Genomic DNA, 15,260 nt, shown 5'->3' with positions numbered 1-15,260 from the left:
GCATGATCACGGGACAGGAAAAACCCGCCGACGGCGGCGCCGATGCAGGCGGTTTGAGGCTGGATGTCTGGCTGTGGGCGGCGCGCTTCTACAAGACCCGCAGCCTGGCCAAGCAGGCCATCGCCACCGGCAAGGTGGAAGTGGCGGGGCAGCGCGCCAAGCCATCGCGGATGTTACGCATCGGTGACGAGGTCAGGCTCAGCCGGGCGCAGGAACGCTACGACATCACCGTGCTCGGGCTCAGTGATCAGCGTGGTCCGGCCAGCGTCGCGCAGGCGCTGTACCGCGAGAGCGAGGCATCGCGCCAGCAACGCGAGGCCGCCGCGGCGCTGCGCCGTGCCGAACGCACCGGCTATCAGGCGCCGCTGTCCAAACCCGACAAACGCGCGCGCCGGTTGATCCAGGCGCTGGGCGACATCGACGCGTTATGAGCCTGCGCCAGCAACGCCTGCTGCCGCTGATCATCGCCTGCGCGCTGTTCATCGAGAACATGGATTCGACCGTGATCTCGACCTCGCTGCCAGCGATCGCCAACGACCTGGGCACCGAGCCGATTGCGCTGAAACTGGCGTTGACCGCCTATCTGCTGGCGTTGGCGGTGTTCATTCCCATCAGCGGCTGGGTCGCTGATCGTTTTGGCGGGCGCCGTACCTTCATCACCGCGATTGCGGTTTTCCTGCTCGGCTCGGTGTGCTGCGCGGCCAGCGTGTCGCTGGAGACCATGGTCGTGGCGCGCTTCCTGCAAGGCATGGGCGGGGCGATGATGGTGCCGGTAGGGCGCTTGATCCTGCTGCGTTCGGTGCCCAAGGCGCAGCTGGTGAATGCGCTGAGCTGGGTCACCATCCCGGCGCTGGTCGGACCGATGGTCGGGCCGCCACTGGGCGGCTTCATCACCACCTATTTCGACTGGCGCTGGATCTTCCTGATCAACATCCCGATGGGACTGCTGGGCATGGTCATGGCGCGGCGTTTCATTCCCGACCTGAAAGAAGAGCCGGTACCGCTGGATGCGATGGGCTTCCTGCTGTCGGGGATTGGCCTGGCTGCGGCGATGTTCGGCTTTTCCACGCTCGGCCGGCATCAGGTTCCGACTGGCTGGGCACTGGCGATGCTGGCGCTTGGCATCGGTCTGTTGCTTGGCTACGTGTGGCACGCGAGACGGCATCCGCGTCCACTGCTGGACCTGCGCCTGTTCCGCGTGCCGACCTATCGAGCCGGTGTACTCGGCGGCATGTTGTTCCGCATCGGCATTGGTGCCACGCCGTTCCTGCTGCCGCTGATGCTGCAACTGGGCTTCGGCCTGAGTCCGGTGCAGTCGGGTCTACTGACGTTCGTGTCGGCGGCGGGCGCGATGTTCATGAAGACGATTGCCGCCCGCGTGCTCAAGCGGTTCGGTTTCCGCCGCGTGTTGATTGCCAATGCGCTGATCGCCTCGGCCATGCTGTGCGGCTTCGGTCTGTTCCGCCCGACCACGCCGCATGTATTCATCCTGGCCACTCTGTTCGTCAGTGGCTGCTTCCGCTCACTGCAGTTCACCAGCCTCAACGCCATCAGCTACGCCGATGTCGACGCGCCTCGCATGAGCCAGGCCAGCAGTCTGGCCGGGATGATGCAGCAGTTGTCGCTCAGCCTGGGCGTGGCCATCGGCGGCTATATCCTGGAAATCGTCGGCTGGATCAACCACCGGCCGGAAACCGATGTGCACAATTTCTATATCGCATTCGTCGTGGTCGGATTTATTTCCGCCAGTTCGGCATGGATGATGTGGCGGCTGCCGGGTGATGCCGGCGCGGAAATGGCCGGTCGTGCCGAGGCGGGCAAGGAGCTGGCCGACCCCAAGCCCAACCAGCTGCCGGCGACCTGACCGGCTGCGGTTGCCACGCGACGGATTGGCCGCGCGGCAACATCCTGCGCTGCGCTCAGCGACCGCCGCCGAGGAACTTGCTACCCAGACTCATCAGGTCGCTCATGCCGAGCTGGCCGTCGCCATCCTGATCGAACACCGCGCCCAGCAGATTGCCGCCGATACCGGCCTGCTGGGTAATCTGCTGTTGTTCTTGTCCCAGCGCCTGTCCCAGTTGCGCCGGGTCGGCCTGGCCACCCGAAAACATCCGCTTGGCCAGATAAGCCATCACGATCGGGGCCAGCATCTTCATCAGTTGGCTGGCGGTCTGGTTGCCGATGCCGGTGGCCTGGCCGAGACCGGCCTCGGCACGCGGCTGGGCGCCGCCAAAGATATGGCCAAGAATGCCGGCGCCATCGGTCTGCGGCGACGTGCCGGTGCCCATCACCGCACCCAGCACGCTGCCGATATCCAGGCCACTGTGGTTGTTCTGCAGGGCAGCAAACAACGAGTCGGCGCCTTGTGGTTGCGCTGCATTGCGGCCCAGCGCGCCCATCATCATTGGCAAGGCGGCGCCCACTGCCTGGCTGGCCTGGGCGGGATCGATACCCAGCTGCCGGGACAATTGCTGCAGTGGCGCGCCCTGCAGTTGCTGCATCAGGTCGTCCACCATCGAGGCGTTGTTGTTCATGCTCGGATCCTTGGCAAAGCGCGGAATGCGTGCGCGCATGGTAGCCGGGCAAACCCGCACTTATCGTTAACCGGGCGCATGGGGTTGGTTGGAGCCGGGCTCGCCCGGCGGCGTCCGACTTCGGCCATCAGGCATACAGGCGCAGCCGAGCGGGCACGTTTCCACAACCTTCGCGATGTTGGCTGATGATTACCTTCCAGTTGCAGGAGCAGCGGCACAAGCGCCGCTGCCCCGGGAAAAATCAGCCCAGGTCGAAGCGATCCAGATCCATCACCTTGGCCCAGGCGGCGACGAAATCGGCGACCAGTTTTTCCTCGCCGTCGCTGGCCGCATAGACTTCGGCCAGTGCACGCAATTGCGAGTTGGAACCAAATACCAGATCCACCCGACTGGCGGTCCATTTCAGCTCACCGTTGTCGCGTTGGCGCCCCTCGAATGCCTGGCGTGCCTCGGACGCCGGTTGCCAGCGCGTGCGCATGTCCAGCAGGTTGACGAAGAAATCGTTGCTCAAGGTGCCCGGGCGTTCGGTGAACACGCCATGCATGGATCCGTCGGCGTTGCCGCCCAGTACCCGCATGCCGCCTATCAGTGCGGTCATCTCGGGCGCGGTCAGGGTCAACAGCTGCGCCTTGTCGATCAGCAGCGCTTCGGCCGGCACGCTGTAATGATCCTTCAGGTAATTGCGGAAGCCATCGGCAATTGGCTCCAGCGGTTCGAACGACGCCACGTCGGTCTGCTCGGCGCTGGCATCGCTGCGGCCGGGACTGAACGGCACCGCCACCGTATGACCACCGGCCTGCGCGGCCTGTTCGACCGCGGCGCAACCGGCGAGCACGATCAGATCCGCCAGCGACACGCGTTTGCCATCGGATTGGCTGGCGTTGAACTCGCGCTGGATGGTTTCCAGTTTCGCCAGTACCTGCTGCAGTTGCGCGGGCTGGTTGACCGGCCAGTCTTTCTGCGGTGCCAGCCGGATCCGAGCACCATTGGCACCACCACGCTTGTCTGAGCCGCGGAAGGTCGATGCCGACGCCCATGCCGTCGATACCAGTTGCGGAATGGTCAGACCCGAGCCGAGGACGGCCTGTTTCAGTGCGGCAATGTCCTGGCCGTTGATCAATGGATGATCAACCGCCGGCACCGGGTCCTGCCAGATCAATTCCTCGGCCGGCACGTCCGGGCCCAGGTAGCGGGCACGCGGGCCCATGTCACGGTGGGTCAGCTTGAACCAGGCCCGGGCGAACGCGTCGGCAAACGCGTTCGGGTTTTCCATGAACCGGCGCGAGATTTTTTCGTAGGCCGGATCGAAGCGCAGTGCCAGGTCGGTGGTCAGCATGGTTGGCAGCAGTCGCACATCGGGATCGTGGGCGTGCGGAATAGTCGCCCCCGCGCCCTTGGCGATCCACTGGTGGGCACCGGCCGGGCTCTTGCTCAATTCCCATTCGTAACCGAACAGGTTCCAGAAAAAATTTTTGCTCCATTGCGTCGGGGTAGTGGTCCAGGTGACCTCCAGGCCGCTGGTGATGGTATCGGCGCCGACGCCGCTTCCATGCCGGTTGGCCCAGCCAAAGCCTTGCGCTTCCAGGTCCGCGGCTTCGGGCTCGACCCCGACGTTGTCGGCCGGTGCCGCGCCATGGGTCTTGCCGAAGGTATGCCCGCCTGCAATCAAGGCCACGGTTTCCTCGTCGTCCATGGCCATGCGGGCAAAGGTGTCGCGGATGTCCTGGGCCGCGGCCAGCGGATCGGGATTGCCGTCCGGGCCTTCCGGATTGACGTAGATCAAGCCCATCTGTACCGCCGCCAGCGGGTTTTCCAGTCGCCGCGAATGTTCGTCGCCATCGGCATCGTCATCCGACACCAGCACGCCGCCGGCCTTGTCCACGCCTTCTGAGCCGTGGGCATAGCGCAGGTCGCCGCCGAGCCAGGTGGTCTCGCGGCCCCAGTAGACATCCAGGTCAGGCTCCCAGACGTCCTCACGGCCACCGGCGAAGCCGAACGTCTTGAAGCCCATCGATTCCAGCGCGACGTTGCCGGTCAGGATGAACAGATCCGCCCAGGAAATCTTCTGCCCGTACTTCTGCTTGATCGGCCACAACAACCGCCGCGCCTTGTCCAGGCTGACGTTGTCGGGCCAACTGTTGAGCGGGGCGAATCGTTGCTGGCCACGGCCACCGCCGCCACGTCCATCGCCGATGCGATAGGTGCCGGCGCTGTGCCACGCCATGCGTATGAACAACGGGCCGTAGTGGCCGAAATCGGCTGGCCACCAGTCCTGCGAATCGGTCATCAACGCATGCAGATCGCGTTTCAGCGCCTCCAGATCCAGGCTCTTGAACGCCTGCGGGTAATCGAAGTCCGCGGCCAGTGGATTGGATTTACGGGAGTGCTGGTGCAGCAGGTCCAGCCGCAACTGGTTGGGCCACCAGTCGCGATTGCTGGTGCCGTTGCTTCCGTGGTTGAAGGGGCATTTGCCGGCGTTGGACATGACAGGTTCCTTCTGGTGGGTGACGGGCTTGTCCGACGAGCTTAGTCCTGGTTGTCGATAGGGGGAAATCGTTTATTGCATTGGCTGCGATTGAGTATCGCTATGATGGAAAGAATTCCCGCTGCCTGTTTGCACTCCATGCTTGTCCATTGCACTGCCGCAGTCATTGCCCGGACCTGCGAGCAATGACCATTCGCGCCACCCGCCTGTTGCGCCTGCTGGATGACCTGCGCGGTCGACGCCGTGCCGTGCGCGGGGCGCAACTGGCCGAAAAACTGGGCATCAGCCTGCGCACGCTGTATCGCGACATCGACGCCTTGCGCGGGCAGGGCGCGGACATCATCGGCGACCCCGGGGTGGGCTACCAGCTGCGCCCGGGTTTCATGCTGCCACCGATGATGTTTTCGGTCGAGGAACTGGAAGCCATGGTACTGGGAACGCGCTGGGTGGCATCGCACGCGGACCCCGGGTTGGCGGCGGCAGCCGGCAACGCGCTGGAGCGGATCACCAGCGTGTTGCCCGAGCAGTTGCGACTGCAGGTGGAGACCAGCGGATTGTTCGCCCCGGACTGGAGTCCGGTCGAACCCGAACCGTGGCTGCCGACGCTGCGGCGGGCGATTCGCGAAGGCCATGCGCTGCGGATGCAGTATCAGGACGCTGCGGGTCGTGCCAGCGAGCGGGTGATATGGCCGTTCGCGATGGCCTTCCTCGCCGATGTGCGGCTGTTGGCGGCGTGGTGCGAGAAGCGCAACGATTTCCGTCATTTCCGTGCCGATCGGGTCGTGAACCTGGAGGACACCGGCCGCCCTTACCCCGAGCCGCGCCACCAGTTGCTGCAGCGCTGGCGGCAGCAGCTGGTGCGTCTGCCCGCGCGCTGAGCGGAACGGCCCCTGCCGGTTGCGGCTGGACACTGCTGACACGGGTTGTCAGCAGTCACTGCGCACACTGGGATCTCCTCAGCAACCAGGCATGACGCCATGAGCCACGCACTGACGTTCTATACCCATCCGTTTTCCCGCGCCCGCATCACCCGCTGGATGCTGGAGGAAACCGGCCTGGACTACGATGAAGTCATCCTTGATTACGGCGCGGACATGAAGTCGCCTGAGTACCTGGCGATCAACCCGATGGGCAAGGTGCCGGCCATTCGCCATGGCGATATGGTGGTAACCGAGAACGCCGCCGTCTGCATGTACCTGGCCGAACTGGCACCGGAAAAGAAACTGGCACCGGCCATCGGATCAGTGGAGCGCGGCGCCTACTATCGCTGGCTGCTGTTCCTGGCCGGTCCGGTGGAGGCGCTGATGACCGCCAAGCAGGGCGGTACGCTGGTGCCCGGTGCCGGCTACGGCAACGAGGAAGACGTGTTGCTGACGCTGGAACAGGCAGTGCAGGGCAAGACCCATCTGGCTGGTGATCAGTTCACTACCGCCGACCTGTACATGACCGCCTTTCTCGAATACTACATGGCATTCGGACATCTGCCGCGGCGGCCCGCGTTTGAAGCGTTCGTGGCCAGGCACGCGCAACGTCCGGCGGCGCTGGCCGCGCGCCAACGCGACGATGCACTGGTTCCAGCGCATCCCCATCCGAGCATGAAAGCCTGACTGGCGGACTGCTCTTTGCGTTAATGCTGTCGATTACTGCAGCGCTTTCAGCCGGTACAGCGCTTCCAGCGCCTGCTTCGGCGTGAGATCGTCGGGTTCGAGCGCCGCCAGTGCATCCAGGGCGGCGCTCGGCGCCTGCAACAGGCCAAGCTGTTGTGGCGCATCCAGCGCTTCCGGCGACATCTGCCGCGCCTGGCTTTGATTGCCACGCTGCTCAAGCTCCGCCAACCGTCGCCGTGCTTGCTGCACGGCGCTGCGGGGCAGGCCCGCCAAGGCCGCCACTTGCAGGCCAAAGCTGCGATCCGCCGGCCCGTCCTTGACCGCATGCATGAAGACCAGCGTGTCGCCGCGTTGCGGGTCCTGGTGCTCGACCGCATCCAGATGCACGTTGGCAATGCCACTGTCAGCGCTCGCCAACGCGGTCAGTTCGAAATAGTGCGTCGCGAACAAGGTGTAACAACGATTGTGGTCGGCCAGGTGCCGGGCTACTGCATCGGCCAGCGCCAAGCCATCGTAGGTCGAGGTGCCGCGGCCGATTTCATCCATCAACACCAGCGACTGGCCGCTGGCGTTGTGCAGGATATAGCTGGTTTCGGCCATTTCGACCATGAACGTTGACTGGCCCTTGGCCAGATCATCACCGGCGCCGATGCGGGTCAGGATGCGGTCAACCGGCCCCAGCACCGCCGCGTCGGCCGGCACGAAACTGCCGATATGCGCCAACAACACGATCAACGCCACCTGCCGCATGTAGGTACTCTTGCCGCCCATATTGGGGCCGGTGATGATCAGCATGCGGCGCTGCTCGTCGAGCGCGATGTCGTTGGGTTCAAACGGTTCGTCGCGTACCGCCTCGACCACAGGATGGCGGCCACGTTCAATGCGCAGTCCGGGCGTTGCCTGCAGGACCGGGCGAACCCAGTCCAGCGCCTGCGCGCGTTCGCCGAAAGCGGCCAGCACGTCCAGCTCGCTCAAGGCATGCGCGCATTGCTTGAGGCCGGGCAGATGCGCCTGCAATGTATCCAGCAATTGTTCGTACAGCTGCTTTTCGCGGCCCAGTGAGCGCTCGCGCGCCGACAGTACCTTGTCTTCGAATCCCTTCAGCTCTTCGGTGATGTAGCGCTCGGCATTGGTCAGTGTCTGCCGGCGGGTGTAATGCACCGGCGCCTTGTCCGACTGGCCCTTGCTGATTTCGATGTAATAGCCGTGGACGCGGTTGTAGCCGACCTTGAGGGTGGCGATGCCGCTGCTGGCGCGTTCGCGCTGTTCCAGATCCAGCAGGAACTGGTCGGCGTGGGTACTGAGCTGGCGCAGCTCGTCGAGTTCGCCATCAAAGCCGTCGGCCAGCACCCCGCCATCGCTGAGCTTGAGCGGCGGCTGGGTCGCGACCGCGCGCTGCAGCAGGGCGGTGCAATCGTCGTGCTGGCCCAGTGCATCATGTAATTGCAGCAGGCGTGGGGAGGATAACGGTTGCAGTTGCTGGCGGATCTGCGGCAGCAGTGCCAGTCCATCGCGCAGGGTCGACAGATCCCGTGGGCGCGCCGAGCGCAGCGCGATCCGGGTCAGGATGCGCTCGATGTCGCCGAGCGCGCGGAACGATTCCCGCAAGCTGTCAGCCGCGGCGCTGTCGATCAACGTCGACACCGCCAGATGACGTTCACCTAGCACCTGCTGATCACGCAGCGGACGGTGCAGCCAACGCCGCAACAACCGCCCACCCATCGGGCTGACGGTCGAATCGAGCACGCCGAGCAGGGTGTGCCGATGATCACCATCAACCCGGCTGTCCAGTTCCAGATGGCGACGGGTGGCCGCATTCATGGCGATGGCGTCGTCGGCCGATTCGAAGGTTATCGCGGTCAGATGCGGCAGCCGCTGGCGCTGGGTTTCCTCGACGTAGCCCAGCAATGCGCCAGCAGCGGCGATCGCCAGTGGCTGCTGCTCCAGGCCAAAGCCGTTGAGGTCGTGCAGGCCGAAAAACTGCAGCAATTGGCGGCGGCCGCTGTCGGCATCGAACAACCACGGTGCGCGCAGGCGAACCCCATGCCGCTGCTGCAGAAACCCCGGCCAGCCATCTTCATCCGGCAGCAGCAGTTCGGCCGGTTCCAGTCGCGCCAGTTCCGCCTCCAGCGCGTCGTCGCCTTCGACCTGGTTGACCAGGAAACGGCCACCGGCCAGATCCGCCCAGGCCAGCCCATAACCGCCTCGATTGCGCGAAACCGCCATCAGCAGCGTGTCGCGTCGCTCGCTGAGCAGTGCTTCATCGGTGACCGTACCGGGGGTGATGACCCGCACTACCTTGCGCTCGACCAGCCCCTTGGCCTGCGCCGGGTCGCCAATCTGCTCGCAGATCGCCACCGATTCGCCCAGCGCCACCAGCCGCGCCAGGTAACTTTCGTAGGCATGGTGCGGAACACCGGCCATCGGAATCGGCGCCCCGGCCGAGTTGCCGCGCTGGGTCAGGGTGATATCCAGCAACCGCGCCGCCTTGCGCGCGTCGTCATAGAACAACTCGTAGAAATCACCCATGCGGAAGAACAGCAGCAGATCCGGATATTCGGCCTTGGCGGCGAAAAACTGCTTCATCAACGGAGTGTGGTCTGCTTTGCTGCCGCTCATAAATCCTTGCGCTTGGCGATCGTGATGGTGGCCGCTGACGGCTGGGCCAGGGGTTTGGATTCTAGTGGAAAGGCCGGATCGTTGGGCCGGCGCGCAGGCAACCGCCGTCGCGCGGCAGCTCGGACAAGACAGCACCGCCAATTTGAGCTACAAACGGCTGAGTCCTCACGTTGAAAGCAAATGGCAATTCCCGACGACAAGCAATTGCGCGAACTGGCCCAGGCCCTGGGCCAGCGTTTGAAAGACAACCGCGACTACGTGGTGACCGCCGAAAGCTGCACCGGTGGCTGGATCGCCAAGTCGCTGACCGACATCGCCGGATCCTCGGAGTGGTTCGACTGCGGCATGGCCGCTTACAGTTATGAGGCCAAGCAGGCGCTGCTGGGGGTACAGCCACAGACGCTGGAAACCCACGGCGCGGTCAGCCGTGAAACCGTGATCGAGATGGTGTCGGGTGCGCTGGTCAATTCCGGCGCGACCGTGGCGGTGGCGGTCACCGGCATCGCCGGACCGGGGGGCGGCAGCGAAGACAAGCCAGTCGGCACGGTCTGGATTGGCTGGAAGCGCCGCGGCGGCTATGCACGTGCGCAGGTGTTCCATTTCGATGGCGACCGCGACGCGGTGCGGCGCCAGACCGTGGCCAGCGCGCTGCGCGGGCTGGATGAGCTGATCAACTGAAGAAAAAGCTTGCGGCCGGTATCCGTTAGTAGTAATACTACTAAGCATGGACCTGACCGATACCCAGCAAGCCATCCTTGCCCTGATCGCCGAGCGCCTCGAGTCCGAAGGCATGCCGCCGTCGCAGACAGAAATCGCGCGCGCGCTGGGCTTCAAGGGCGTCCGCGCCGCGCAGTACCACTTGGAAGCGCTGGAAGCTGCCGGCGCGATTGAACGCGTTCCCGGCCGTGCCCGCGGCATCCGCCTGCTGCAGGCACCGGCTCCCAGCCAGCACGCGCTGGACCTGCAGTCGCACCAGGATGACGCCTTGCGTCTGCCGATTCTGGGCCGAGTCGCGGCCGGTGCGCCGATTGGTGCCGATGCTGGTGTCGATGATTACGTGATGCTGGACCGCACTTTCTTTGCACCATCGCCAGACTACCTGCTGCGGGTGATGGGTGATTCGATGCGCGACGAGGGCATCTTCGACGGCGACCTGATTGGCGTACACCGCACCCGCGACGCCCGCTCGGGCCAGATCGTGGTCGCCCGCATCGATGAGGAAATCACCGTCAAGCTGCTGAAGATCGGCAAGGACCGGATCCGCCTGCTGCCGCGCAATCCCGACTATTCGCCGATTGAAGTGCTGCCTGACCAGGACTTCGCAATCGAAGGACTGTATTGCGGGCTGGTGAGGCCGAACCGATGAACCAACTGCGGAATTGCCCACGCACAAGGTGGTTTTATCCGAGCCGCACCGGGATGATCTCCGATGGTCGCCGCGCCCCGACGCTTGCATGATTCATCTCCGGGCCGTGTTGTCGCAGCCCGTGCGATTGACCCTGATTAGTCTTTGCATCAACCGATTCGAACCTTTGAGGAACTGACGATGGACGAGAACAAGAAGCGCGCCCTTTCCGTGGCCCTGACCCAGATTGAGCGCCAGTTCGGCAAAGGCTCGGTCATGCGCATGGGTGACCGGGTCATCGAACCGATCGAGATCATTCCCACCGGTTCGCTGATGCTGGACAACGCCCTGGGCATAGGCGGCCTGCCGCGCGGACGAGTGGTGGAAATCTACGGGCCGGAGTCATCCGGCAAGACCACCCTGACCCTGCAGGCGATTGCCCAGTGCCAGAAGCAGGGCGGCACCGCTGCCTTCATCGACGCCGAGCATGCGCTCGACCCGATCTATGCCGCCCGTCTGGGCGTCAACGTCGACGACCTGCTGCTGTCGCAGCCGGACACCGGCGAACAGGCGCTGGAGATCTCCGACATGCTGGTGCGCTCGGGCTCGGTCGACATCGTGGTGGTCGATTCGGTCGCGGCACTGACCCCCAAGGCGGAAATCGAAGGCGAGATGGGCGACCAGTTGCCGGGCCTGCAGGCACGCCTGATGAGCCAGGCGCTGCGCAAGCTGACCGGTAACATCAAGCGCTCCAACACTACGGTGATTTTCATCAACCAGCTGCGCATGAAGATCGGCGCGATGATGCCGGGCCAGAGCCCGGAAGTGACCACCGGCGGCAATGCACTCAAGTTCTATGCCTCGGTACGCCTGGACATCCGCCGCATCGGTGCGATCAAGAAGGGCGACGAGATCATCGGCAACCAGACCAAGATCAAGGTGGTCAAGAACAAGCTGGCGCCTCCGTTCAAGCAGATCGTCACCGAAATCCTGTACGGCGAAGGCATCAGCCGCGAAGGTGAACTGATCGAGCTGGGCGTGGAAGCCAAGCTGGTCGACAAGGCCGGTGCCTGGTACAGCTACGGTGAGGAACGCATCGGTCAGGGCAAGGACAACGCCCGTACCTTCCTGCGTGAGAACCCGCAGATTGCCGCGCGTCTGGAGGCCGAACTGCGCGAACGCCTGCAACCGGTCGTCGTCGCCGATGATTCGGCTGGTGACGAAGCCGACGACGAGTAAGTCGTTGGCGTAGGGCAATGAGCGGCTGGGGCCATAAGCGGCGGAATACGGTGGGGCAGGATGCCCATGAAGATGGCGAGGATGGGTCGTCACCGTCATCACCCGCGGCTGAAGGCAAACGTGGCCGCCAGCCGCTGACACCGCTGCAACGGGCATTGGCGCTGTTGACCCGGCGCGAGCATTCGCGCCGCGAGTTGGCCCGCAAACTGGTCGAACGAGGCGTCGAAGCGGCCGAAGCCGAGGCCGTGGTCGAGCGTCTGGCCGGGGAGGGCTGGCAGGACGACCGCCGCTACGCCGAGCTGGTTGTCCGCAGCCGGGTCAGCGGCGGCTACGGACCACGGCGGATCCGCGCCGAGCTGTCGCAACAGGGGCTCGAGGCCGACCTGATCAGCGAAGCAATGGATGGGTTTGATGGCGACTGGACCGAAACGGCGTGCGACCTCGTCCGCCGCCGTTTCGGTCCGGCCGGCTTGCAAAGCCTGGCGCAGCGGCGCAAAGCCGCCGACCTGCTGTTCCGGCGCGGATTCGAAGGCGATGCCATCCAGCGGGCGACCCGGCTTGGGGCGGAGGACTGAACGGCTCCGGCCTGTTAATCTAGAGCATTGGTTGTCAGTCCGGTGCTGTGTCCGCATGTGGTGGGTACGCAGTCGTCGGCTGCGCCCCCTCCAGCCCATGCCAGAGTTATGACCAGCCCCCGCGCCACACCCCTCAGCACCCAGCAGATTCGTAACGACTTCCTCGAGTTCTTCCGCGGCAAGGGCCACACGGTGGTGCCGTCAGCCTCGCTGGTCCCAGGCAACGACCCGACCCTGCTGTTCACCAACTCGGGCATGGTGCAATTCAAGGACGTGTTCCTTGGCGCGGAAAAGCGCAGCTATGTGAGAGCAGCCGACGTGCAGCGCTGCCTGCGGGCGGGCGGCAAGCACAACGATCTGGATTCAGTCGGCTATACCGCACGCCACCACACCTTTTTCGAGATGCTCGGCAACTGGTCGTTCGGCGACTATTTCAAGAAGGAAGCCATCGCCTGGGCCTGGGAACTGCTGACCCAGGTCTGGAAGCTGCCCGCCGAACGGTTGCTGGTCACCATCTATCACACCGATGACGAAGCCTATGACCTGTGGCACAAGATGATTGGCGTGCCAGCCGAGCGCATCGTCCGTATCGGCGACAACAAAGGCGCACCGTTCGCATCGGATAACTTCTGGCAGATGGCCGACACCGGCCCCTGCGGTCCCTGCACCGAGATTTTCTACGACCACGGTGACCATATCGCCGGCGGTCCGCCGGGTTCGCCTGATGAAGACGGTGATCGCTTCATCGAGATCTGGAATCTGGTGTTCATGCAGTTTGATCGCCAGCCCGATGGCAGCCTGCAGCCGTTGCCGGCGCCCTGCGTCGATACCGGCATGGGCCTGGAGCGGCTGGCGGCGATCCTGCAGAACGTGCACACCAATTATGAAATCGATCTGTTCCAGACCCTGATCAAGCATGCGGCCGAGCTGACCGGCACCGCTGATCTGGAGAACAAGTCGCTGCGGGTGATTGCCGATCACATCCGCGCCTGCTCGTTCCTGATTGTCGATGGCGTGCTGCCCTCCAACGAAGGCCGTGGCTATGTGTTGCGCCGGATCATCCGCCGCGCCCTGCGTCATGGCTGGATGCTTGGCGTGCGCCAGCCGTTTTTCCACAAGATGGTGCCGGTGCTGGTGCAGTTGATGGGCGGTGCCTATGCTGAACTCACTGCTGCCCAGGAACTGGTCGAGCGCGCGTTGAAGGCCGAGGAAGAACGCTTCGCCGAAACGCTGGACTCGGGCATGCGCATTTTCGACGAAGTGGCGGCGCGATCGCAGTCGGTGATTCCTGGCGCCGATGCCTTCCGCTTGTATGACACCTATGGATTCCCGGTTGACCTGACCGCCGATATCGCCCGCGAGCGTGGACTGTCGGTCGACATGGACGGCTTCGATGCGGCCATGCAGCAGCAGCGCGAAACCGCGCGCGCCGCCGGCAAGTTCGCGTCCAGTGCCGGCTTGCCTGCCGATCTGGTCGCAAAGATGTCGCCGACCGATTTCCTTGGCTATGACGGCCTGCAAGCGGACGAGCTGAAGGTGGTGGCGCTGCTGAGGGATGGGCGACCGGTGGAACATGCCGATGCTGGCGAGGAAGTCGTCGTGTTCCTCGATCGCAGTCCGTTCTATGCCGAGTCCGGTGGCCAGGTCGGCGATGCCGGTACCCTGCACAACGGCGCGATGCAGCTGCAGGTCGATGACACCCTCAAGTTCGCCGGCCAGTTCCACGGGCATCTCGGCACGGTCGGCAAGGGTCGGCTTGCGCTCGGCGATGTCGTCAGTGCCGAGGTTGATGGCCAGCGTCGCGCATCAACCATCCTCAATCATTCCGCCACCCACCTGTTGCACGCGGCACTGCGCGAATTGCTCGGTAGCCATGTCCAGCAGAAGGGCTCGCTGGTGGCGCCGGACAAACTGCGCTTCGATTTCTCGCATTTCCAGCCGATGAGCGCTGCGGAGCTGGCCGAAGTAGAACGCCAGGTAAATGCCCAGATCCGCGCCAACCACGCCGCCGAAGTCCATCACATGGGCATGCAGGAGGCACTCGACTTCGGTGCGATGGCCCTGTTCGGTGAAAAATACGGCGAGCGGGTGCGGGTGCTGAAGATGGGCGGTTATTCGACCGAGTTGTGTGGCGGCACCCATGTCGCCCGTACCGGCGATATCGGCCTGTTCAAGATTGTCAGCGAAGGCGGTGTTTCCGCCGGCGTCCGCCGCATCGAGGCGGTCACCGGGCAGGGAGCGCTGGACTGGGTGGACCGCGAGGAACAGCAGCTGCAGCAGGCCGCGCAGATCGTCGGTGGTAATCCGCTGGAACTGGTCGAGAAAGTCCGCGCCCTCAATGATCGCCAGAAGCGGCTTGAACGCGAGCTCGAGGCCCTGAAAACCAAGGCCGCATCCGGTGCCACCGCCGATCTGGCAGCCGCTGCCGTCGACCTTGGTGGCATCCGCGTGCTGGCCCAGCGCATCGAAGGGCTGGATGCCAAGGCTCTGCGCGATGCGGTCGACAGGCTCAAGCAGCAACTGGGTGATGCGGTCATCGTGCTGGCCGGCGTCCAGGACGGCAAGGCCGCCCTGGTGGCCGGGGTAAACGGTAGTGCAACAGGCAGGATCAAGGCCGGGGAACTGATTGCGCATGTCGCTGGTCAGATTGGCGGCAAGGGCGGCGGTCGCCCGGATCTCGCCCAGGGTGGTGGCGAGGATGGGCCCGCCCTTGCTTCCGCGCTCCAGAATGTAACCACTTGGGTGCAAGAACGCTTAAACTAACCGGCAACTTCGCTCAAATTGGTCTTGCGGGCCGCTGCATGGCCCCGCTACCATTACCCGTTAACAACCCTTTCTTGGAAGCGTCTTTGTGTG

At 64.3% G+C, this 15,260-nt stretch carries 12 protein-coding genes; 9 read left to right on the top strand and 3 right to left on the bottom strand.

Going from position 1 to position 15,260, the window contains the following annotated elements:
• The first annotated feature begins 2 nt into the window (after positions 1–2).
• Complete coding sequence (locus ABB29_RS11025) at positions 3–431, top strand: RNA-binding S4 domain-containing protein (RefSeq protein WP_057658965.1); 429 nt, start codon at positions 3–5, stop codon at positions 429–431.
• Entirely contained in the window at positions 428–1,864 is a 1,437-nt protein-coding gene (locus ABB29_RS11020; protein ID WP_057658963.1) for a DHA2 family efflux MFS transporter permease subunit, read from the top strand. Before ABB29_RS11025 ends, ABB29_RS11020 begins: the two co-directional genes overlap by 4 nt.
• Before the next feature lie 55 nt (positions 1,865–1,919).
• On the opposite strand, the gene ABB29_RS11015 is transcribed toward ABB29_RS11020, so the two are convergent.
• Together ABB29_RS11015 and katG are read right to left on the bottom strand one after the other, a co-directional pair.
• Complete coding sequence (locus ABB29_RS11015) at positions 1,920–2,534, bottom strand: DUF937 domain-containing protein (RefSeq protein WP_057659451.1); 615 nt, start codon at positions 2,532–2,534, stop codon at positions 1,920–1,922.
• A 241-nt stretch (positions 2,535–2,775) separates the two neighbouring features.
• A complete protein-coding gene (gene katG / locus ABB29_RS11010; RefSeq protein ID WP_057658961.1) occupies positions 2,776–5,019 on the bottom strand; it encodes a catalase/peroxidase HPI in 2,244 nt (747 codons plus the stop codon).
• A 185-nt stretch (positions 5,020–5,204) separates the two neighbouring features.
• Between katG and ABB29_RS11005 the strand changes: the two genes are divergently transcribed.
• Positions 5,205–5,897 (top strand): helix-turn-helix transcriptional regulator, encoded by a 693-nt coding sequence (locus ABB29_RS11005; protein ID WP_057658959.1) that lies wholly within the window; start codon positions 5,205–5,207, stop codon positions 5,895–5,897.
• 99 nt (positions 5,898–5,996) lie between these two features.
• Entirely contained in the window at positions 5,997–6,626 is a 630-nt protein-coding gene (locus tag ABB29_RS11000) for a glutathione S-transferase family protein (protein WP_057658957.1), read from the top strand.
• A gap of 33 nt (positions 6,627–6,659) precedes the next feature.
• Here the strand turns inward: ABB29_RS11000 and mutS are convergent, their stop codons facing one another.
• Positions 6,660–9,245: a DNA mismatch repair protein MutS gene (gene mutS / locus ABB29_RS10995; protein ID WP_211260729.1), complete on the bottom strand. Its 2,586-nt coding sequence runs from the start codon at positions 9,243–9,245 to the stop codon at positions 6,660–6,662.
• A gap of 180 nt (positions 9,246–9,425) precedes the next feature.
• On the opposite strand from mutS, the gene ABB29_RS10990 reads away from it, so the two are divergent.
• The 5 genes from ABB29_RS10990 to alaS all read left to right on the top strand — a co-directional run bounded on the left by ABB29_RS10990 (position 9,426) and on the right by alaS (position 15,167).
• Entirely contained in the window at positions 9,426–9,923 is a 498-nt protein-coding gene (locus ABB29_RS10990) for a CinA family protein (RefSeq protein WP_057658955.1), read from the top strand.
• Between the two features lie 46 nt (positions 9,924–9,969).
• The gene (gene lexA / locus ABB29_RS10985) at positions 9,970–10,611 is read left to right on the top strand and encodes a transcriptional repressor LexA (protein WP_057658953.1); all 642 of its coding nucleotides are present in this window, start codon (positions 9,970–9,972) and stop codon (positions 10,609–10,611) included.
• A gap of 180 nt (positions 10,612–10,791) precedes the next feature.
• Positions 10,792–11,829, top strand: coding sequence for a recombinase RecA (recA, locus tag ABB29_RS10980; protein WP_057658951.1), 1,038 nt, complete (start codon positions 10,792–10,794; stop codon positions 11,827–11,829).
• A gap of 17 nt (positions 11,830–11,846) precedes the next feature.
• Positions 11,847–12,404: a regulatory protein RecX gene (locus ABB29_RS10975; RefSeq protein WP_083487812.1), complete on the top strand. Its 558-nt coding sequence runs from the start codon at positions 11,847–11,849 to the stop codon at positions 12,402–12,404.
• 108 nt (positions 12,405–12,512) lie between these two features.
• Positions 12,513–15,167: an alanine--tRNA ligase gene (gene alaS / locus ABB29_RS10970; protein WP_057658949.1), complete on the top strand. Its 2,655-nt coding sequence runs from the start codon at positions 12,513–12,515 to the stop codon at positions 15,165–15,167.
• Positions 15,168–15,260: the final 93 nt, after the last annotated feature.

The organism is Pseudoxanthomonas dokdonensis, from assembly GCF_001431405.1.
In the GTDB taxonomy this organism is placed as follows: Bacteria; Pseudomonadota; Gammaproteobacteria; order Xanthomonadales; family Xanthomonadaceae; genus Pseudoxanthomonas_A; species Pseudoxanthomonas_A dokdonensis.
The sequence above is the reverse complement of the archived record's forward strand: the minus strand, read 5'-3'. Positions and strand labels throughout refer to the sequence as shown.

Bases quoted from the DNA above. Each gene is read 5' to 3' on its own strand.
- katG (WP_057658961.1), bottom strand. From the start codon at position 5,019: ATGTCCAACGCCGGCAAATGCCCCTTCAACCACGGAAGCAACGGCACC.
- ABB29_RS11015 (WP_057659451.1), bottom strand. From the start codon at position 2,534: ATGAACAACAACGCCTCGATGGTGGACGACCTGATGCAGCAACTGCAG.
- ABB29_RS11005 (WP_057658959.1), top strand. From the start codon at position 5,205: ATGACCATTCGCGCCACCCGCCTGTTGCGCCTGCTGGATGACCTGCGC.
- mutS (WP_211260729.1), bottom strand. From the start codon at position 9,245: ATGAGCGGCAGCAAAGCAGACCACACTCCGTTGATGAAGCAGTTTTTC.
- recA (WP_057658951.1), top strand. From the start codon at position 10,792: ATGGACGAGAACAAGAAGCGCGCCCTTTCCGTGGCCCTGACCCAGATT.
- alaS (WP_057658949.1), top strand. From the start codon at position 12,513: ATGACCAGCCCCCGCGCCACACCCCTCAGCACCCAGCAGATTCGTAAC.
- ABB29_RS10975 (WP_083487812.1), top strand. From the start codon at position 11,847: ATGAGCGGCTGGGGCCATAAGCGGCGGAATACGGTGGGGCAGGATGCC.
- ABB29_RS11000 (WP_057658957.1), top strand. From the start codon at position 5,997: ATGAGCCACGCACTGACGTTCTATACCCATCCGTTTTCCCGCGCCCGC.
- ABB29_RS10990 (WP_057658955.1), top strand. From the start codon at position 9,426: ATGGCAATTCCCGACGACAAGCAATTGCGCGAACTGGCCCAGGCCCTG.
- ABB29_RS11025 (WP_057658965.1), top strand. From the start codon at position 3: ATGATCACGGGACAGGAAAAACCCGCCGACGGCGGCGCCGATGCAGGC.
- lexA (WP_057658953.1), top strand. From the start codon at position 9,970: ATGGACCTGACCGATACCCAGCAAGCCATCCTTGCCCTGATCGCCGAG.
- ABB29_RS11020 (WP_057658963.1), top strand. From the start codon at position 428: ATGAGCCTGCGCCAGCAACGCCTGCTGCCGCTGATCATCGCCTGCGCG.